We start from the raw sequence: 19,773 nt of genomic DNA on the forward strand, positions 1-19,773 counted from the left end.
AAAGATAGGCTATTTGTTTGGTGTTTTATCTTTTGGGGCGGGGATATGGGCTACTAGATTGTCCATATCAAAATTTACCCCTTGTTGTTTTGCTTCTTTTGCTAGGGCTATGGCTTCATTTATGTTGTATTCATTGCCACCTTCATAGGGCTCAAATATGCGATTTGTGATGGCTAGCGCGTAGGCACTTTTTTGGATATTTTGCGTGGCAGAATGCGGGCTTGTCGCATATAGCACGGTCTGTATAATCTCATCATCAAACTTCCACAAATCAAAGCAGTAAGCCAAAAACGAAATATGGTCAGTCCCAAAAAATTCCTGCTCTACAAGGGCGATATTCATAAATTCATTATCCTCTAGCATTTTGCGAAATTCTTTGTCCTGCCTAGTCTTAATAAGCGCGATAGAAAACAAAATCATACCAAGTCGCAAAAGCATAGCGCAGGGGACTAGCGTTTGGGCTAGCTTTTTGTCCTCATTGCCTAGCCACGAAGAGATGAAATTGACTTCTTTTGAGCAATTTCCCATAAACAAATCCGTATCAAGCCCGTAGGGAGAGACATTTACTTTAAGATGAGAGCGGATAGAATCTGTCATAACAAGGTTTTTGACATTATCGATTCCAAGCAGGGTAACAACTTGGTTAATCGTAGAGATTTTGCTAGAAAATCCATAATATGCAGAATTTGCAATTTTTAACAAATTTGTCGTAACCATAGGGTCTTTGGAGAGGATATTTACAACCTCGCTTATTTCCATATTTTCGCCATTCTCTGCGATATAATCACGCAGTTTGACAACGGTATCAGACAATGGAGGGAGTTTTTCCTCGATGATGTTGAGAAGAGACTCATTCATTTTAGACTTCCTTATTTTTTGTTTTTGCAAGTTCTTTTTGCAAAAGTCGCAAACCAAATTAGTAGCAATTTTTGCTAACTTTCGCTAGTTTTCGCTAATTTAGTTTTTAGCTAGCTTTGGTTTTTTAACTTTTGGTTTTTAATGTTTGTTTTATTTGCCACAAAAAGCTAAGTTATTTTTTTGATAAACGCCTAGTTTTTTGTGGCTTTGTTTTTGGGATTGCCCCTTTGTGCGAAACTAGTGTAAAACGCCCTAAGTCTTGGATTTATTCAAAATATAGTGCAAGATTTTACCTTATAATCGCTAAACTTACGACAAGATTTTGCACATTTTTGCAAAAATATTGTTGTAATTATTCGTTAGATTGATATAAAAATATGGATTTTTTGGCAAGATTTTGGATATTTTTGTGGTTTTTGTGTGAAATTTTGTTGATTTTTTGTTTATTTTATGCAGATTTTTTAGGGGGTTTGTGTGTTTTTTGGGCGATTGTTTGAAAATCTGTTTTTTGCGATTTTGTTAAATATTCCAAGTTATTTTTATAAAAGATAGATAATTTACAATAACACGCGCAACGATATTTTAGGATTGTGCCAAAATCCATTTTTGTGTATTTTTTGGCAAAAATCTTGTATAATTGCTTTTTGATTTCGGTAAAAAAATACTAAACCTTAAAGGCATTTTATGAAGACTCAATTTAAAACGACAAAACGAGATATGGCAAAACATATTGATGTTGATGTTAGCACTTTGTATAATTGGAGGCGATTTAAGCCAGATTTGTTTCGTATCGTAATGTTAGGATTTAAGTTTGATGAGCTAATCAACGCTTCAAAAGCGCATTATGATGAGTTGAAAGAGTTTGATTGCGTTATCCAAGAGGAAATAAAAAAATATAAACTTCCTAAAAAGAGGGGCGTTTCCACCCCCCCCCCCCCCCCGTTAAACGCACCAAAAACGGACAAAAATCTACGAATTGAGAAAAAAGATAAATAAAAATCACAAATAGCGATGGGCAAAAAACTCGTTTTTTGATTTTGTTGTTTTTGTTGGTTTTTTTTGTTTTGTAGATTTTTTGTTTGCCAGATTGTAGATATTTGTTAAGAGAATGTGTGGATTTTGTTGTGGTAGATTTTGCAAAAATTAAGATTTTGGGATTTTTTAGATTTTGCAAAATTTTTCGTGGCAATTTTTACTTGGCAATCTTTTTCGTGGCTACTTCACAAATTTGCAACTTAGCAAAATTTAACAAAATCAAGCTAGATTTTTAGTCAAAATGTGGTTTCAAGCAAAATCTAGCTTGAAATAAGTTTGATTTTTATTTGATTAGTGCGCTGATTTGCTTAAAATGCTCGTTTTTAGATTCTAGCATCGCGCCAAAGAGGAGTGATTCTACGCACGAGATTTTCGCTCCCTTGCTTCGCATTAGCTCTATGGCGTTTGTATGATTTTCCTTTTTGCGCGAGTTTAGCGCGTCTTGTGCCACCCACACGCTAAGCCCCAAATCTAGCGCGTGAAGCACGCTTTGAAGCACGCAGATATGGCTTTCAATCCCGCAGATTATGAGATTTTTTGCCCCGCCTTGTGTGTTAAGTTGCGCGATAAAGTCCATAATATTCCCATTGCCAAAAATGCTAAAACTTGTCTTTTCTAGCACGCAGATTTTAGAATCTCCCCTATCAAATTCCACGCGTTTATCGGTATTCCCAAGCCCTTTTGGATACTGCTCGGTGATAAGCGTGGGAATGCCTAAAATCTCCGCCCCGCGCAAAAGCGTGTTGGTATTTTTGATAAGATTTTGCCAATCAAACATTAGCGGGATTAGCCTCTCTTGCACATCGATGACTACTAAAAGGCTTTCATTTGGCTTGTATAGCCCGTATTCAAATGGTTTCATTTCTTTGCCTTGTTTAAAAAATGCCTTAAAAAAAGTTGCAAAACGCTAAATGATTTTTTTGTCATACTAAGGCTTAAACAGCAGAAAGTATCCAAAGGTGCTAGAATCATAGCTTTTTTTGGTGGCTTCTGTCGCGTTGTTTGCGACTACTTTTGGATATTTCGGGCTTCGCTCTCAATATGACAATATGCGTGGCATAAATACCCTGTGCTTTAAATTTTAAAATTTAAAGTTTTGAGACAATCGCCTTTGTGTCGCGTGCGATGACAAGCTCCTCATTTGTGGGGATTACACACACTTTGACTTTAGAATCTTTGGTAGAGATTATCGCTTCTTTGCCGCACGCGTTGTTTGCTTCCTCATCAAGTTTCACGCCCAAAAACTCCAAATGCTCCACAATCATACCGCGTATAAATTTCGCATTCTCCCCCACACCCGCGCAAAAGGCAATCGCATCAACGCCTATCATCACCGCGCAATAGCTCCCAATGTATTTTAGCACGCGATACGCAAAGGCAGCGCGAGCGAGCTTCGCCCTCTCATCGCCTTTTAGCTCCGCATCGAGCAAATCCCTAAAATCACTTGAAACGCCAGAGATTCCGAGCACGCCAGATTTTTTGTTTAGGATATTTACGATTGCTTTGGTGTTTAGCCCCTCTCTATCGGCGATATAGTCCAAAATCGCAGGGTCTAAATCCCCGCTTCTAGTCCCCATTATAAGCCCCTCTAGCGGCGTTAGCCCCATACTTGTATCCACGCATTTGCCGTTTTTTACCGCAGAGATGGACGCGCCATTGCCAAGGTGGCAGACAATGATTTTAGAATTTTTATAATCAAGTCCCAAAAACTCCGCCGTGCGCTGTGAGACATATTTGTGGCTAGTCCCGTGAAAGCCATATCTGCGCACTTTGTGCTTCTCATACCATTCATAAGGCACGCCATACATATACGCGCGTGCTTCCATAGACTGATGAAACGCCGTGTCAAAAACCGCTACCATAGGCGTTTTTGGCATTTGCTCGCTACAAGCCTTGATACCCATTAAATGCGCGGGATTATGCAATGGCGCAAGAGCAGAGCAATCCTCAATATGCTTTATCACAATCTCATCAATCAGCACAGATTCTTTGAAATATTCGCCCCCGTGCACCACGCGATGCCCGATAGCAGCGATTTCATCTAGGGATTTGATTGTGCCGACTTTTTTGTCGGTTAGGATTTCTAGCACGGCAGAGATGGCGTTTGAGTGATTGACTAGGTTTAGCGTCTTGCTTACTTTTTCTTCGCCTTTTTTGTAGTTTAGCACGCTTCCTTCAAGCCCGATTCTATCGCAGATTCCAGAGGCTAGGACTTTTTCGCTATCGACATTTATGAGCTGAAATTTTAGCGATGAGCTCCCGCAATTTACCACTAATACATTCATTTTTTCTCCTTTAGTTGTGAAGTAGTTGTCTAGGTGGTTTTAGATTCTTTAAGATTCTTTTAAGACTCCAAAGAATGCCTAAAAAGCAACATAGCAAAATCAAATTGCCAAAACAAATTGCCAAAACAAATTGTTAGGTAATATATTAAAAAATTCCTTTTAACAATGCAAATATTTTGCTTATTTTTTAGAGTAATGTTTTTAAAATGTGTAAAATCTACGCGTTTTTGTAAAAATTTTGCTTACCTTTTTAGAATCTTTTGTTTGAAATCTTTTAGAAAATTTGCAAGATTTTTGCAAGATTTTGATTTTTCCAAAGTTTCTGCCAAATGCTTTTTTGCCAAACGCTTTTTAACAAAATGTTGATTTTGCTAGATTCCAAATAATTCGCGCTCTTCCTTGCTTATATCAAGCTGTCCGCTTAGGGCAAAATATTTTCGCAAAACTAGCAAACAGCAGGCTTCTTCGTAGCGTGGATTTTGAAAATCTTTGCAAAAATTTTGCGCGTTTTTGATAATGTCTAATGCTTCTTTTTCGTGGCTTAGATAGTAGTCTAGCGTGGATTCTACATCGCTGTATTCATCATCTATTTGCGCGTAATGCACCCCTGCGATTAGCCTCCCTTCCATAAACCAGCTTTCAAATTTTGGTTTTGGCATTATGCAAAGTGAGTTTGAGTTCATCGCCCATTTTAGATTGCTTGCTACATCATTTCCCTCCAAACTCAAGATAAATTTGTATTCGCAATGTTTTTGCTTAGAGATTTTGCGTCCTATGAAATCCGCGTTATGTTTTTTGTCGCTTGTGTCGGCTATGTCGCATAGCGGGTGGCTAAAATACATTGACAAAAATTTATTTCTATGGCTCTGATAGCACGCACCGCGAAAGATTAGCTTATCTTTTTTGTCTTTATAAGGGATTTTATCTGCAAAAAAGCACAAATGTCGGCTTTTATCAAGTGGCAATAAAATGCTTTTTGTATTAGAATCCCCCCCCCCCTTAATGATTTTAGAATCTGATTTTGGTAAATCTAATGGGCGAGTTTTGGTTATGGCAGGGGTGTCTAGGTAATAATTTACATCGCCAAATTGATAAGCCCATACAAAGTTATCATTAAAATACCTGCTCCATTGATAAGAATCATAATAATACACGGTTGAGTGCGCGCTAGTGGGGTTGTTGCGTGATAGAAAATCTATATTTGGGGTTTGCAGGCTTAGGGGAGTTTTTGGATTTTGGTTAGATTTGTTTGTGGCAAAAGCATTTGGGGTAGGGAGTGTAAATGGGGTATTTATTTTGTGATAATAATTAACCCGTTTGGCAATATTTTGCAATGTCACATCATCAAAATCTTTGAAAATCTGCTTTATTTTGTGCGATAGATTTGCTTGGCAAAATGCGCGAGGCAGGAGCATTCTTGCGATACCTTGTAGATTGTAGATAAGTTTAGACATAGATTTTTCCTATTTTTAAATTTAAGATTTTGCAAAATCTGTTTTTGCAAAATCGACTTATTTTTGCTTGCAAAATGTTATTTAAAAAATATTTACAAAAAGCAAAATCACGCTACAAAACCACTTTATTTATCCGCGCATAATACCAGCACGCAACGCACGCCAAAATCCCAAGTGGCGCAGGCACAGCAACTTCAGGGTAGATAATATCTGTGATGGCAAATTGACTAAGCGCAAAAAACAATCCCCACACAAGAAGCGCGAAAATAATAAAACAAAAACCAAGCAAGTAAAGATTGACATATCGCCCAAGAGAAGGGGTGTAATAACAAATAATAATTGCCACAAATGGCACAAAAAGCGGGACTAAAATAAGAGAATACAAAATCGCCCTAGCTTTGTCGGTGGAGATATTTTGCGCGCGCAAAAGATGAAAAGAATCTAGCGCGTCTAAAATCGAAATAGAGGGCTTTGCCTGCGCGAAAGAATCTAGCACTTTTGGGTTAAAGTTTTCCAAAATCGGCAGGCGTGGTTGCGTGCTAGAAACAATCCCTAAACCACCTAGATTCCATTTTTTTGGCAAAATCTGCGTCTGTGCGTCTTGTAATACCCAAAAATTATTTTCAAAAAATGCCTTTTTTGCTTGAATAAAGCTTACTAACCTTTTGTCATCATCTAGCGTGAAAACGCGCAGGGAGCTAGCTTGGGCTAGGGAATTTATCGTCCCAAAAAACACATAGTTTTGATGATTTTTGACAAATAAATCTTTTGTCGGCACACTTGAAGAATCTTTGAAAAAAGTCTCTACTTCCTCTTTGGCATACGCAAAAGGCGTGGCATTTAGCCCGATATAGAGGCAAGTAAGTGCGATACTTAGCAGTAGCACGGGGCGCAAAAGAGCGCGCTTAGAGTAGCCGAGTGCTAGTAGGGCGGTGTATTGGTTGGATTTGATAAGCGAGAGGTAGCAAATCGCCATAGACAAAAGCAGTGAAATAGGAAGCGTGAAATTGATAGCATAGGCAAAATCATAAGCAAAAAATAGCACCACAAGGTTTGCGGATTCTGCGAAATTATCGGCGTATTGGAGGCTATCGATGCTGACAAAAAATAATTCTAGCGCGATAAAAATCACCAAAAAATAGCGCAAATAATATCGCCCTATGAAAAAAAATAATCTTAGTCGTGGCATATTTTATCCTTTTTGGTGCTGGTTTGGCACACTAGGTGCGTGGGGTGGATTTTGGGATTTTGCTTCTTTATCTTTATCTTGGGCTTGGGCTTGGCTTGCGTTTATTGCTTTTTTGGGATTATTTTTCGCAGGATTTAGCGTAAATAGATTTTGTGTTTTGGCAAAATCCCTAGTGATTAAAAAATACAGAATGCTAAGTGCGGAATGCAGCACTAAACTATCTAGTTTTTTTGCCTGCGATATATCAAAATCCCCTAGCACATAGGAAATGACTTGATGATTTTTTAGCTTTTTGTTTTGGGGATTTTGCAGGGTAAAATCTACGCTAGATTTTGCAAAATCCGCAGAATCTGTGCTAGATTTTGCCTCAACCCCCCTCCCTATGCCAAATCGTAGTCGCATATAATTATTGCCCATTTTCTCATCAATCGATTTTAGCCCATTATGCCCGCCACTGCTTCCCCCCACTTTGTAGCACACATAGCCAAAATCAATATCTAGCTCATCGTGCAAGACTACAAAATCATTGATTTTATAAAATTTTAGCGCGTTTTGCAGTGGCACGCCTGATAGATTCATAAAAGATTGTGGCTTTAGTAGGTGTATATTTGTGGTGGCGTTTTTTATCGTGGCGATTTGTGCTTCAAATTTATTGGCATTTTCCCATTCTAGTTCTAGCATTTGAGCGATTTTATCGACTATCATAAAACCTGCATTGTGGCGATTTTTGGCGTATTTTGGAGTTGGGTTGCCAAGCCCTGCGATTATGATGGGGGATTGCAAATGTGGCGGTAAAAAATCTTTTAGTAGCGTAAAAAATTCGTTTTTGCAAAAAGTATAAGAATCATCAAAAGTAGATTTTGGCAAATCGCTAGAATCTATTTTGGGATATTCTTTTGAATGGTTTTTGGGGTAGTTTTTGGCAGAATCGTTAGAAAAATGAAAGGGCGATGAGCAAAGATTTGCTACTTTTTTAAGCAATTCATTATTTTTGCCCATCGTTTTTTTTATGTTTTTTCTTGCAAGTTTTATAAAAGTCAAAAGTTTTAAAACTAGATTTTATTTGGCTTTTACGACACTTACTACGGCATTTGCGGGATTTTCAGTGATTTTCACGCCATCTTTTTGTGGCAAATCCCGCACCAAAATGCTATGCCCCACATCAAGCGGAGATACATCTAGCTCATAGGCATTTGGCAGATTTTCAGCTTTTGCTTGGACGCTTATGCGTTTTTTTGCTAGCAAAAGCACGCCTTTATTTTTTAGCCCTACGGGCGTTCCTTTGGTTTTGACAGGGATTTTGTATTTTGCAAGCACGCCTTTTTGGGCTATCATCAAATCAATATGCAAAATCGTCCCATACACAGGGTCTTTTTGATACTCTTGGATAACGACTTCTAGCGTCTTATCCCCGACTTTCACAGGGAAAACAAGCGTGTTTTTGGTTTTGATAGTCCTAATAAAATCATTTATTTTAAAAGCGCAATGGATATTTTCCACGCCTTTTGCATAAATATTGGCAATTAGATAACCATCATTCCTTAGGGCTTTTGCATTCGCCTTTGAAATACTCTCTCTAATCTTTCCTTCTAGCATAAGCTATCCTTTCTTTTTGTTTGAGATAAAAGCGTGGATTTTAGCGATTTTTTGCTTTAAAAAACATAAACCCACATAAAAATTTTTACAAAACTTACGCATTTACGGATTTTCCCATTTTTAAACTTGCGTTTGTGCAAAAAACAAACTTAGATATGCTTGCGCAAAACAAAATGGGCAGGGTTTGTGAAAATGTAAAAAAACTATTTTTCTTGCAAAATCTATTTTTTGTCAAACCGCTACCCTTAAAATCCATATTAACAATCTGTTTTTTTTTTTTTTTGTAGAGTTGCTTTTTTGTAAAAAACACAACAAAACTACAAAATGGAGCAAGCAATGAAAAAACAAGATTGGGATAAAATCATAGACAAACACATTTTAGCAATTATTACAAAATGTGTAACTCAAGGCAATTTTGATACACAAACAATCTTAGAGTGTTTGTCGCTCATATCCACTCGTGCTAACGACATAAAGCAAAGATTTTTGGAGAACAATTCAGCAGATTTGAGTGATGAGGATAAAAAAGCAATAAATCAAATAAAATGCAGAGCACCGCTATGGTTTGCCAAGCCAAATAAAAAAGTCAGCATTATTTTGCTTACATTTTTGCAACTATCCAATGCTAATCAAAAAGAAATACCATTAGATATACTCATAGATGAATGCTATAAGAATCCTAATTTTGATTCTAAACAAAATGTCAAAAACAACTATGCAAAAATGAAAAGTGCTAAAGGTAATCCAAATGGCAGAATTTTTGACGAGCAAAATGGCAAAGTAGTGCTTTGGGATAAAGCTAAACATATCATATTGCGAGAATATGAAACATATCTACAAAAAGGAATGAGACAATGAAAAAATTGGTATTCGTGTTTGGAATCTTGGTAAATGCTGTAAGCGTGGGAATGGGTGCGATGAGTGATGATGAATGGGAAAGAGCTAGTTATAATTGTGATAAAGGTGATAAAAGTGCGTGTCAAGCATTGATTGATAATGGTTTGCCAAGCGTGGAACAATGCGATAAAAATACTTGTGCCATTGTAGGTGCAGTTTATAGCTATGCGGGGCATTATAGAGATGCGATACCATACTTTGAAAAAGCCATCGCTTTGGGGGATAATCGTTGGTATTATATGTTGGGATTCGCTTACTATAATTTAAATGATTATTTTAACGCAAAGAGATATTATGAAAACGGGTGTAACAAAGTTGGCGATACGCAATCAAAATCTTGCTACAACTTAGGGTTAATGTATACATATGGCGAAGGTGTGCGCCAAGACTACCACAAAGCACACGAACTCTACAAAAAAGCTTGTGATATGAAAAATGCTATGGCGTGTAATAATCTAGGTGTTCTCTATACCAATGGGCTAGGCGTGAAGCAAAATCGCTACATCGCTAAGCAATATTTTGGTAAGGCGTGTGATTTGGGCTACCAAATCGGCTGTGATAATTATAAAGAATACAACGAAGCAGGCGTGCAGTGATGGCACAAAATCAACATTTCTATTTAGAATACGATTCACAAGAGAAACTCTATGTTTTGTCTATAAACGACAATGGCTCTAACAAGATTAGTATAAGTGATATATGCAAAGAGTGCAATGACCCAAAAGTCTTTTCTAAAGGCAAAAATGATGAAATCATCATACACGAACCTATAAAAATCAAATACAACAATAAGCACAAAAATATCTATATAAACGATGAGTTATCTTTTAAAAATTGTGTGTTTTGCAATGAAGTGCATTTTAAATACATAACATTTGCTCCGTTAGATTCTCTATCGCAAAATAAATGCAACGCGGAATCTAATAAAATTACACAAAATCCACAATCTTTGCGCATAGATTTTCAGCATTGCGTTTTTAAGGAGCGAGTGTATTTCACCAACTGCACATTTAATGCAAATGTGTTTTTTAACCACGCAGTTTTTTACAAATACGCGGACTTCCACGAAAGTATTTTTAATGGTATCGTATCGTTTTATAACGCTACTTTTAATTCCGCGCCAAATTTTTCTACTTGTGTGTTTAGCAAACTTCAAGGCACAGATTTTATCAATGCCAAAATAGATAAACTAAAATTTGCAACAATCAAAGACTTTATCAACGAATACGAAAATGACAAAACACATAAGGACGAAATAGCAAACACAACAGATTCTAAAGACAAAATCACAAAAAAGCACAAAATCCGCTATGCAAGCAATGCACGCGATTCATTTCGCACGATAAAAAATGTATTGATTGCAAATAATAACTTGCTAGACGCATCAAATTGGCATAAATTAGAACTCTATGCAAAAGAGCAAGAACTTAAACTGCAAAAACCCTGTTTGCTAACAAGTCCTAAAAAATGGTGTGATTTATGGCAACTCAAACTCTATCGCAAGACTTCAGAGCACCACACAGATTTGCTAAAGATTTGGCATACGCTTATGGTGCTAAATGGTGTGTTTGGACTACTTTTTGGGCTTATTTTGCTATTTGGTTATTGTCAAATTGATTTGCTTAAATGTGTAAATCGTTGCTTGCCTTGTGATTATGTATTTTGCAATGTGGGAAAGATTTGCATAAATACTTTGCTAGCGTTTATGTTTATTGTGCTGTTTTTTAGTGTGGTTAAGGGCAAAATCTCAAGGTTTATATTTATTGTGGTTGGTTACATAGCTTCGTTTATCATTCTTACTACAAATCCTAAGTATTTATTCCCCGCTGTAACGCTTTTTGACAAAAGTGCTAACCTTAGCCACGAAGCCACTATAAGTGCGATTTATACAGCACTATTTATTTTAATGATTTTTTCTTTGCAAAAAACCGCGCGCAAAAATTCCATAATCCCAAACTAAAAGGAGCAAAAAATGCGAAAAATGCAAAATCCAACAAGCAAAAAACCAACGCTAAAAAGAGCAATCCTAATATGTGGAATCTTAGCAAGTGTGCTAAGTGTGGGAATGGGTGCGATGAGTGATGATGAATGGGAAAGAGCTAGTTATAATTGCAACAAAGGTGATGAAAATGCGTGTCAAGCATTGATTGATAATGGTTTGCCAAGCGTGGAGCAATGCAATAAAGATGCTTGTATCCTTATAGGTGCAGTTTTTAGCGGAGAAGGGTATTATAGAGAGGCGATACCATATCTTGAAAAAGCCATCGCTTTCGGGGATAATAGAGGATATGGTATGTTGGGAGTTATTTACGAATCGCTACTAAATGATTATTTTAATGCAAAGAAATATTTTGAAATTTCGTGCAATAAAGTTAGCGATTTGCAAGCAGACTCTTGCTACAACTTAGGACTAATGTATAGCGATGGAAAAGGTGTGCGCCAAGACTACCACAAAGCACACGAGCTATGGAAAAAATCCTGTGATATGAAATTAGCTAATGCGTGCAATAATCTAGGTGTTCTCTATACCAATGGGCAAGGTGTGAAGCAAAATCTATCTATCGCTAAGCAATATTTTGGTAAGGCGTGTGATTTGGGCGACCAAATAGGCTGTGATAATTATAAAAAATACAACGAAGCAGGCGTGCAGTGATGGCAATAATCCATAAAAATATAATGAAATGGTGTATAGGCTAGTCGTAGTGTGTCGCAAAATCATCAAATAGCTTGTAGCTTTTTTGTTGCTAGCTTAAAAAAGGGGATTCGTGGCGTTATTTGTTTAGATTTTGCAAGCAAAATTTAAAACAAACTTTAAGGATTTTATTAGATTTTGCCTGCAAAATTTGCATTTTAAGAATCAAATTTACATATTATGTTTATAATGCAAACTTATCTTATTTCATAAGGAGTGCCAGATGAAAACGGCAAAAATGGTAAAAATCGTAATGGCAGGCGTTTTGTGCGTCTTTTTTGGACAGGGCTTGGCTATGGCAGCTGATTATAGCAAGAGTAGCGATGATGAGCTAATCAAGCAAAATAATGGCAAGCTAAAGCCAGTCGATGCGGCGGATTTGAAACTCGAAGTGATGAAGCGCGCAAACAAGCTAGAGGGCGAGGCAAAAAAGGCTTTTTTAGACAAAGTAAAAGCCGCTTATGACAAAGCGACTGAAAACCTCAAAGTCAAAGATTTTCGCGCTTATGAAGAAGCTGTGAAAAAAGAGTTTAAAGCAAAAATCGAAGCACTAAGCGAAGAAGCTAAGGCAGAATTTGGCTTCACAAGTGGTGGTTGCCCTCATCACGGCGGTGGCGAGCACGGTGAGCACAAGCACGATGACAAAGCGGGAGCGCACAAGCATTAGTTTTTTGCTAAACATTTTTTAATCGTGCAAGTTTTTATCGTGCAAGATTGTGGATTGTTGCGAAGTCGTGGCTTGTAGCTATGGCTTTGTGATAATCCACTACTTTTTAGCCTAATTTTAGATTCTATAAATACTTTTTAGATTTTTAGATATGTTTGATTCTGCGTAGTGCAAACATTTTAGTTATCCTCCATAGTATCCTACATAAGTATCTTTCCACACTCTCCCAAACAAGCCAAAATCTACTTTCCAAACAAAATTCATTCTATCTAGCGACCCAAACGAAAATCATTATATCTAACGACTTTTTTTGCAAATTTCACATTTTTTACAAATCCAAACTAAATCTTTCGTATGTTTTATGCTATCGCTTTTTGTTGTTTTTGTTGCTCTAATGATATTTTTCTTATTAGTAGGATTTTAGACAAACTTTGGTTTTTTTTGCGAAAACAAAGCCTTATAATAGGATAGATTCTGCGAGTTTTCGTGCGATTTTATGCAAAAGGCGCACGATTTAGCAAAAACTTGCGCCTAGATTTTGCGAATCCACCGCCAAAACCCTACTCTTTCGCACCCTTGCTTTTTAGGTATTGTTTTATTTCAACGGTTTCTGCTACATTTAAAGCAGTTTCGCCTCTATAATTTTTTATATTTACATCTGCACCATTTACGACTAAATATTGGACAATTTTTAAATGCCCACGGCTTGAAGCCCACGATAGCGCAGTGTGGTCACTTCTATCTTTTACATTTACATCTGCACCATTTTGCACTAAATATTGGACGATTTCTAAAAACCCCCAGAATGAAGCCGACATTAGCGGAGTTTTGTTTTCCTCATCTTTTGCATTTACATTTGCGCCATTTTGCACTAAAATTTTGACGACTTCAAAAAATCCTCTATATGAAGCCCACAATAGTGCAGTATCGCCGTATTCATCTGTCGCATTTACATCTGCACCTAGTTTTATTAGCAATTTGACTTTATTTACATTGCCTTTTTCAGCCGAATTTATCAATTCACTATCTATAATCGCAGACATCACGCAAATAGAAAATGCCCCAAGCACAAAAACCAAAAACAGATTTTTAAGCATTTTCATTTGTTTTGTCCTTTTTAGTTTTTTTGTTTGGATTCTACCGATTTAGCTGTTTCAAAAACCAAAACCTACCAAAATCTTGCGCCCAGATTTTGCGAATCCACCGCCAAATTTCACTCTTTCGCACCTTTGCTTTTTAAGTATTTTGCAACTTCTAAAAACTCATAAGCTAAAGCCCACGATAGCGCAGTGTTGCCGTTTTTATCTTTTGCGTTTATATCTGCACCTTTTTGCACCAAATATTTCACAACTTCTAAAAGACCAAGAACCGAAGCATCCATTAAAAGAGTGTGTCCACCATTATCTTTTGCATTTGCATCAATACCATTTGAGACTAAAAATTTGACGATTTCTAAATGTCCCATAGCCGAAGTCCCCATTAGCGCGTTGCTGCCGTCTTTATCTCTCACATTTACATCTGCACCATTTTGCACTAAATATTTGATAATTTCAAATTGCACCCCCCTTGCAGCCCACCTTAAAGCAGTGCAGTATTCATCGTCTTTTGCATTTATATCTACGCCATTTGAGACTAAAAAATTGACGATTTCTAAATGTCCAATAGCCGAAGCCCGCATTAACGCAGTTCTGCCTTCCTCATCTTTTGCATTTATGTCCGCACCATTTTGCACTAAAAATTTCACTATTTCAAAATGCCCACCGAGCGAAGCCCACATTAGCGCAGTTGTGCCGTATTCATCTTTCGCATTTGCATTAGCACCTTGTTTTATGAGCGATTTGACTTTATCTACATCGCCATTTTTTGCAGATTCTAGCAATTCACTATTTGTATCCGCATACACCGCGCAAACAGCCAACGCCCCAAGCACAAAAACTAAAAGCAGTTTTTTAAGCATTTTCATTTGTTTTGTCCTTTTTAGTTTTTTTGTTTAGATTTTTTTTTGGACACTATCGATTTAGCCGTTTTAAACCAAAATTTGCCAAAACCTGCCAAAATCTTGCGCCTAGATTTTTGCAAATCCACCGCCAAATTTCACTCTTTCGCGCCCTTGCTTTTTAGGTATTTTGCAACTTCTAAACGCTCATAAGATAAAGCCCACGATAGCGCAGTGTCGCCGTTTTTATCTTTTGCGTTTATATCCGCACCTTTTTGCACCAAATATTTCACCGCTTCTAAATGCCCAATAGCCGAAGCCTCCATTAAAAGAGTGTGTCCATCATTATCTTTTGCATTTGCATCAATACCATTTGAGACTAAAAATTTGACGATTTCTAAATGCCCCATAGTCGAAGCCCACATTAGCGCGTTGTTGCCGTCTTTATCTCTCACATTTACATCTGCACCATTTTGCACTAAATATTTGATAATTTCAAATTCCACCTCCCTTGCAGCCCACCTTAAAGCAGTGTAGCCTTCATTGTCCTTTGCATTTATATCTACGCCATTTTCTACTAAAATTTTGACGATTTCAAAATACCCATACATTGAAGCTCGCATTAACGCAGTTCTGCCATTATCATCTCTCGCATTTACATCTGTGCCATTTTCTACTAAAATTTTGACGATTTCAAAATGCCCATCAATCGAAGCCCACATTAGTGCAGTTGCGCCGTATTTATCTTTCGCATTTGCATTAGCACCTTGTTTTATGAGCGATTTGACTTTATCTACATCGCCATTTTTTGCAGATTCTAGCAATTCACTATTTGTATCCGCATACACCGCGCAAACAGCTAACGCCCCAAGCACAAAGGCAAAAAGCAGATTTTTAAGCATTTTCATTTGTCTATCCTTTTTTAGTTTTTTTGTTTAAATTCTACCGATTCAGCCGTTTCAAACCAAAATTTGCCAAAATTTACCAAAATCTTGCACCTAGATTTTTGCAAATCCACCGCCAAAAACCCTACTCTTTCGCGCCTTTGCTTTTTAGATATTTTGCAACTTTTAAATACCCTTTCTTTGAAGCCAACGATAGCACGGTGTTGCCGTTTTTCTCTTTTGCGTTTATATCCGCACCTTTTTGCACCAAATATTTCACTACTTCTAAATTTTCATCATGCAAAGCCCACATTAGCGCAGTTTCGTCTCTTTCGTTTTTTGCATTTATGTCCGCTCCATTTTCTACTAAACATTTGACGATATTTAAAAGTTTTTTGCGCGAAGACGAAAATAAAGCAGTGAAGCCGTTCTCATTTTTTGCATTTACATCGACACCATTTGAAACTAAAAATTTGACGATTTCAAAATATCCCGTAGTTGAAGCCCACGATAGCGCGGTGTCGCCATTTTTATTTTTTGCATTTATGTCCGCGCCATTTTGCACCAAAAATTGGACGATTTCTAAATACCCCCAGAATGAAGCCCACATTAGCGCAGTGAAGCCGTCTTCATCTTTTACATTTATATCTGCCCCCTGTTTTATGAGCGATTTGACTTTATCTACATCGCCTTTTCTTGCAGATTCTAGCAATTCACTATTTGTATCCGCATACACCGCGCAAACAGCCAACGCCCCAAGCACAAAGGCAAAAAGCAGATTTTTAAGCATTTTCATTTGTTTGTCCTTTTAAATTTTAAAAAGCAAAATCGTAGCCTTAGCCCAGCTTCTCTTTTAGTAGATCATTTACCCTCGCAGGATTTGCGCCTTTGGCGTTTTTCATCACTTGCCCTACAAAAAAGCCAAAAAGTTTATCTTTCCCACTTTTATACTCCGCGACTTTATCGGCATTTGCGCTTAGCACGGATTCAATCGCGCCCAAAATCGCGCCATCATCATTTACTTGCGCAAGTCCAAGTGATTGTATAAGACTATCTACTTCTAGCTTTTTGCCACTCTCATCTACGCCACGCTTCTCCACTAGCAAATCCAAAATCTGCTTGCCACTTTTGCCACTTATAGCATTTGATTCTACGCTTTTTACTAGATTTGCCAAAGTCGCGCTATCCACGCCACAAGTCTGCAGAGTATTCTCCCCCCTTAATCGCCCCAAAAGCTCATTGCCAAGCCATACAAACGCTCCCTTGCCACTTGCGCCATTTTCTACCATAGATTCAAAATACTGCGCAAGTTCTAGCTCATTTGTCAGCATTTGCGCATCTTTTGGCTTCAATCCAAAATCATTGATGTATCGCGCTCGCTTCTCATCGGGCATTTCAGCGATTTGCTGTCCTTCACGCATTAGATTTTCATCGATAAACACGGGGAGCAAGTCGGGGTCTGGGAAATAGCGATAATCTGCCGCTTCCTCCTTGCCCCGCATAGAGCGCGTCTGTCCCTTTTGCGTGTCAAAAAGGCGCGTTTCTTGCACCACTTCGGCTTCATACTTGCCATATTCCCACGCCTCTCTTTGCCTCTGCACCTCGTATTCAATCGCTTTTTGGATAAATCTAAAAGAGTTTAGATTCTTAATCTCCACGCGTGTATAGAGATTAGAATCTCCACGCGGACGGATTGAGACATTCGCATCACAGCGGAAACTCCCCTCCTGCATATTCGCATCGCTAATGCCTAAAAATCGCACTATTGAATGGAGTTTCTTTAAATACGCCACCGCTTCATCGCTACTGCGCATATCTGGCTCACTTACGATTTCTAGCAATGGCGTGCAGGCGCGGTTTAAATCGACTTTGGAGTATGTGCTTTCGTGGATATTTTTGCCCGCATCTTCTTCTAAATGTGCGCGAGTTACACCGATAATTTTACGCATTGCGCCATCAGATTCAGAATCTAGCTCAATCTCAATTTCTCCCCGTCCCACGATTGGAATCTCATATTGGCTGATTTGATACGCCTTTGGCAAATCGGGGTAAAAATAATTTTTTCGCGCAAAAATCGAGTTTTGGTTAATAACCGCATTTATCGCCGTGCCAAATTGTATCGCCTTTTTTACCGCCTCGCGGTTAAGCACGGGCAGTGCCCCGGGCAGTGCAAGGCAAGTGGGGCAGACATTTTTATTTGGCTCTTCCCCAAAACTTGTCGCACAACTACAAAAGATTTTGGTTTTGGTATTTAGCTGGACATGGACTTCTAGCCCGATAATCGTTTCAAAGTTGGTTTCAAATTCCATAGCGATTCCTCACATTAAAAAATGCGAAATTATAGCACAGATTTTACGCGTGAATATCGCCTTTTATGACACGAGCGATTCCATATCTTTGATGACGGATTTTTAGTTTGATTGCCTTAAAAGGCAAGATTAACAAATCGCCTTTTTTGCGTCTTTGCCACGATTTTTGGGCTAATGCGTAAAGCTCAAAAGCAAAATTATAATCACTAGGGGAAAAATCACTAAAATCTAATTTGGCAAAATCTAGCCCTTGTGATTCTAAAATCTTATGCAAATTTTTGTTAATATTTTTAGAATCTAGATTCTTAACATTGCTTGTTTTTGGGATTTCCTGCTTAAAATTGCCAAAGATTTTTGCCACGATAAATGGCAAAGTAAAAAAGCTCAAAAATCCCAAAAATCCCAAAAAGCCACTATTTTTGCGCGTGTGATTTAGCAAATAAATCGCGCTTTTGTCCTCGAAAATCTTTTGTAGATTTTGCTTTAATGCTTCAAAATCCTCTTGCAAAATCTCACAAAAATAAGGCGTTTTTAACGCAATATCCCACCATATATCGCTTAAAACTATCCCTTTCTCGTTTTTAATCCAAAAATTACTCCACGACTTATACCCGCCCGCAAAATGCAAAATCACGGGATTTTTTAGTGCTAGATTCATCTGCTTTCGCGCAAAATCAAACTTATAGCGCAATGCCTCGTCCCTGCAACTCGCAAAAACATACGAACACACTAGCAGATTAAAACCAAAAGGCAAATATAGCCTTTGACAATCCGTAATCGTGGCATTTAGCGCATCTTGATCGTGTGCGCTTAAATGAAAATTTGCCATAACTTCAAAGCATTTTTGCGTTATGTTTTGTCGCTCCCACGCATTTAGATTGATTAGCAAAAAGCCTGCGTTAAAATAAGATTTCGCAAAATAAATATCCTTTGCGTTTGCAGTCTTGGAGCGCAATTTTTTGGCATTATTTTTATTTAGTCTATCTTTTACTATGCCAACGCAAGATTCCCCCATATCAAGCGCAAAAAGCGCGCGCAAATCGCCCAAAACTAGCATATCAATATCCAAATACAAGCAAACTTCGCAATCCTTTGGCATAAAGCGCGGGATAAAAAATCGAAAATATGTCAAATAATTGCCATTTAGCGTGGGCAATCCTGCGAAAAGCTCATCATTGCAAATATGAATGCGAATCTCACAAGGATAGATTTTGCTTAAATCATTGGCTAGATTTTGCAGTTTGGTGAGAGAAGTTTGGCTAACAAAGTCGCTAAAAATGTGGAAAATGTAGCCTTCTTTTTTCTCACCCTCGCTTAAAAGCCTAAAATCTCGCTTAGGAAAAGAATCTAGCATTTTTCTCATTGCGAGCGGATTTTGTATAAAACCCGCGTGGCAATCTACAAAATTTTCCTTGACAGATTGAGATTTTGTAGAAATAGAAGCATCTTTTTTGTTGTCATATTGAGCAAAACGCGTAGCGTGAAGCGAAATATCTCTGTTTTTAGTGGATTTTTGAGATACTTCGCTATGCTTATTATGACAAGATACCCACCCCCTAGCCCCCTCCGCAAGGGAGGGGGACACTCTGTCATTGCGAGAATTTGCGCTAGCAAATTTGTGGCAATCTATATTGAGATACTTAGTTTGCTTTGCAACCTTAGTATGACAAGAGGATAGATTGCCACGCTCACTGCATTCGCTCGCAATGACGGAGGTAGAGTTATTGCTCACAACGACAGAAGCAAAATCATTGCTTGTAATGACATTAGAAAAACTTAGCGCGGAGTTACTCTCTCTCTCTCTCTCTCTCTCTCGTTTTTATCGCTCAAATTCTGCGCAAAATCCACACCAAAATAATCGCTAAAACGCCTTGAAGTATCCGTAGATTTTATGATACTAGCAATCAGCACGGCGGTGTATTTGATATATGCTTCATTGGCACAAAAGCAGATATGAAACATTTTGTTTTC

General features: G+C 37.8%; 19 protein-coding genes and 1 pseudogene. 6 read left to right on the forward strand and 14 right to left on the reverse strand.

Features of this window, described 5'->3' with window-relative positions:
- Nucleotides 1–9 precede the first annotated feature (9 nt).
- The gene (locus tag ACWIUO_RS09015; protein ID WP_454177569.1) at nucleotides 10–858 is read right to left on the reverse strand and encodes an HDOD domain-containing protein; all 849 of its coding nucleotides are present in this window, start codon (nucleotides 856–858) and stop codon (nucleotides 10–12) included.
- Nucleotides 859–1,542: 684 nt separating this feature from the next.
- Between ACWIUO_RS09015 and ACWIUO_RS09020 the strand changes: the two are divergent.
- Nucleotides 1,543–1,758, forward strand: a pseudogene (locus tag ACWIUO_RS09020) (transcriptional regulator); the annotation flags it as partial.
- A 418-nt stretch (nucleotides 1,759–2,176) separates the two neighbouring features.
- On the opposite strand, the gene ACWIUO_RS09025 reads toward ACWIUO_RS09020, so the two are convergent.
- The 6 genes from ACWIUO_RS09025 to ACWIUO_RS09050 form a co-directional block, all read right to left on the reverse strand.
- Nucleotides 2,177–2,755: an isochorismatase family protein gene (locus ACWIUO_RS09025; RefSeq protein WP_454177570.1), complete on the reverse strand. Its 579-nt coding sequence runs from the start codon at nucleotides 2,753–2,755 to the stop codon at nucleotides 2,177–2,179.
- A gap of 226 nt (nucleotides 2,756–2,981) precedes the next feature.
- Nucleotides 2,982–4,178: an acetate kinase gene (locus ACWIUO_RS09030; protein ID WP_454177571.1), complete on the reverse strand. Its 1,197-nt coding sequence runs from the start codon at nucleotides 4,176–4,178 to the stop codon at nucleotides 2,982–2,984.
- A gap of 371 nt (nucleotides 4,179–4,549) precedes the next feature.
- A complete protein-coding gene (locus ACWIUO_RS09035; protein WP_454177572.1) occupies nucleotides 4,550–5,632 on the reverse strand; it encodes a glycosyl transferase family 90 in 1,083 nt (360 codons plus the stop codon).
- Nucleotides 5,633–5,744: 112 nt separating this feature from the next.
- Complete coding sequence (locus ACWIUO_RS09040; protein WP_454177573.1) at nucleotides 5,745–6,821, reverse strand: LptF/LptG family permease; 1,077 nt, start codon at nucleotides 6,819–6,821, stop codon at nucleotides 5,745–5,747.
- Between the two features lie 3 nt (nucleotides 6,822–6,824).
- Entirely contained in the window at nucleotides 6,825–7,820 is a 996-nt protein-coding gene (gene pth / locus ACWIUO_RS09045) for an aminoacyl-tRNA hydrolase (protein ID WP_454177574.1), read from the reverse strand.
- A gap of 60 nt (nucleotides 7,821–7,880) precedes the next feature.
- Nucleotides 7,881–8,417, reverse strand: a complete 537-nt coding sequence (locus ACWIUO_RS09050) for a 50S ribosomal protein L25/general stress protein Ctc (RefSeq protein ID WP_454177575.1) — start codon at nucleotides 8,415–8,417, stop codon at nucleotides 7,881–7,883.
- A 336-nt stretch (nucleotides 8,418–8,753) separates the two neighbouring features.
- On the opposite strand from ACWIUO_RS09050, the gene ACWIUO_RS09055 reads away from it, so the two are divergent.
- The 5 genes from ACWIUO_RS09055 to ACWIUO_RS09075 all read left to right on the forward strand — a co-directional run bounded on the left by ACWIUO_RS09055 (nucleotide 8,754) and on the right by ACWIUO_RS09075 (nucleotide 12,673).
- Nucleotides 8,754–9,275, forward strand: a complete 522-nt coding sequence (locus ACWIUO_RS09055; protein ID WP_454177576.1) for a hypothetical protein — start codon at nucleotides 8,754–8,756, stop codon at nucleotides 9,273–9,275.
- Complete coding sequence (locus ACWIUO_RS09060; RefSeq protein ID WP_454177577.1) at nucleotides 9,272–9,910, forward strand: tetratricopeptide repeat protein; 639 nt, start codon at nucleotides 9,272–9,274, stop codon at nucleotides 9,908–9,910. Before ACWIUO_RS09055 ends, ACWIUO_RS09060 begins: the two co-directional genes overlap by 4 nt.
- Nucleotides 9,910–11,274 carry a pentapeptide repeat-containing protein gene (locus ACWIUO_RS09065; protein ID WP_454177578.1) on the forward strand — a complete coding sequence of 455 codons (1,365 nt, stop codon included), beginning with the start codon at nucleotides 9,910–9,912 and terminating at the stop codon, nucleotides 11,272–11,274. Before ACWIUO_RS09060 ends, ACWIUO_RS09065 begins: the two co-directional genes overlap by 1 nt.
- 12 nt (nucleotides 11,275–11,286) lie before the next feature.
- Entirely contained in the window at nucleotides 11,287–11,967 is a 681-nt protein-coding gene (locus ACWIUO_RS09070) for a tetratricopeptide repeat protein (RefSeq protein ID WP_454177579.1), read from the forward strand.
- A 262-nt stretch (nucleotides 11,968–12,229) separates the two neighbouring features.
- The gene (locus tag ACWIUO_RS09075; RefSeq protein WP_454177580.1) at nucleotides 12,230–12,673 is read left to right on the forward strand and encodes a DUF1104 domain-containing protein; all 444 of its coding nucleotides are present in this window, start codon (nucleotides 12,230–12,232) and stop codon (nucleotides 12,671–12,673) included.
- Between the two features lie 560 nt (nucleotides 12,674–13,233).
- On the opposite strand, the gene ACWIUO_RS09080 is transcribed toward ACWIUO_RS09075, so the two are convergent.
- The 7 genes from ACWIUO_RS09080 to ACWIUO_RS09110 all read right to left on the reverse strand — a co-directional run bounded on the left by ACWIUO_RS09080 (nucleotide 13,234) and on the right by ACWIUO_RS09110 (nucleotide 19,764).
- Nucleotides 13,234–13,776 (reverse strand): ankyrin repeat domain-containing protein, encoded by a 543-nt coding sequence (locus tag ACWIUO_RS09080; RefSeq protein ID WP_454177581.1) that lies wholly within the window; start codon nucleotides 13,774–13,776, stop codon nucleotides 13,234–13,236.
- 110 nt (nucleotides 13,777–13,886) lie between these two features.
- Nucleotides 13,887–14,636 (reverse strand): ankyrin repeat domain-containing protein, encoded by a 750-nt coding sequence (locus tag ACWIUO_RS09085; protein WP_454177582.1) that lies wholly within the window; start codon nucleotides 14,634–14,636, stop codon nucleotides 13,887–13,889.
- A 131-nt stretch (nucleotides 14,637–14,767) separates the two neighbouring features.
- Nucleotides 14,768–15,517 (reverse strand): ankyrin repeat domain-containing protein, encoded by a 750-nt coding sequence (locus tag ACWIUO_RS09090; RefSeq protein ID WP_454177583.1) that lies wholly within the window; start codon nucleotides 15,515–15,517, stop codon nucleotides 14,768–14,770.
- Nucleotides 15,518–15,638: 121 nt separating this feature from the next.
- Entirely contained in the window at nucleotides 15,639–16,289 is a 651-nt protein-coding gene (locus tag ACWIUO_RS09095) for an ankyrin repeat domain-containing protein (protein WP_454177584.1), read from the reverse strand.
- A 40-nt stretch (nucleotides 16,290–16,329) separates the two neighbouring features.
- The gene (gene gatB / locus ACWIUO_RS09100; protein ID WP_454177585.1) at nucleotides 16,330–17,802 is read right to left on the reverse strand and encodes an Asp-tRNA(Asn)/Glu-tRNA(Gln) amidotransferase subunit GatB; all 1,473 of its coding nucleotides are present in this window, start codon (nucleotides 17,800–17,802) and stop codon (nucleotides 16,330–16,332) included.
- Nucleotides 17,803–17,845: 43 nt separating this feature from the next.
- A complete protein-coding gene (locus ACWIUO_RS09105; RefSeq protein ID WP_454177586.1) occupies nucleotides 17,846–19,534 on the reverse strand; it encodes a glycosyltransferase family 8 protein in 1,689 nt (562 codons plus the stop codon).
- A 44-nt stretch (nucleotides 19,535–19,578) separates the two neighbouring features.
- Nucleotides 19,579–19,764 carry a hypothetical protein gene (locus tag ACWIUO_RS09110; protein ID WP_454177587.1) on the reverse strand — a complete coding sequence of 62 codons (186 nt, stop codon included), beginning with the start codon at nucleotides 19,762–19,764 and terminating at the stop codon, nucleotides 19,579–19,581.
- Between the last annotated feature and the right edge of the window lie 9 nt (nucleotides 19,765–19,773).

It is taken from the genome of Helicobacter sp. T3_23-1056, from assembly GCF_053654535.1.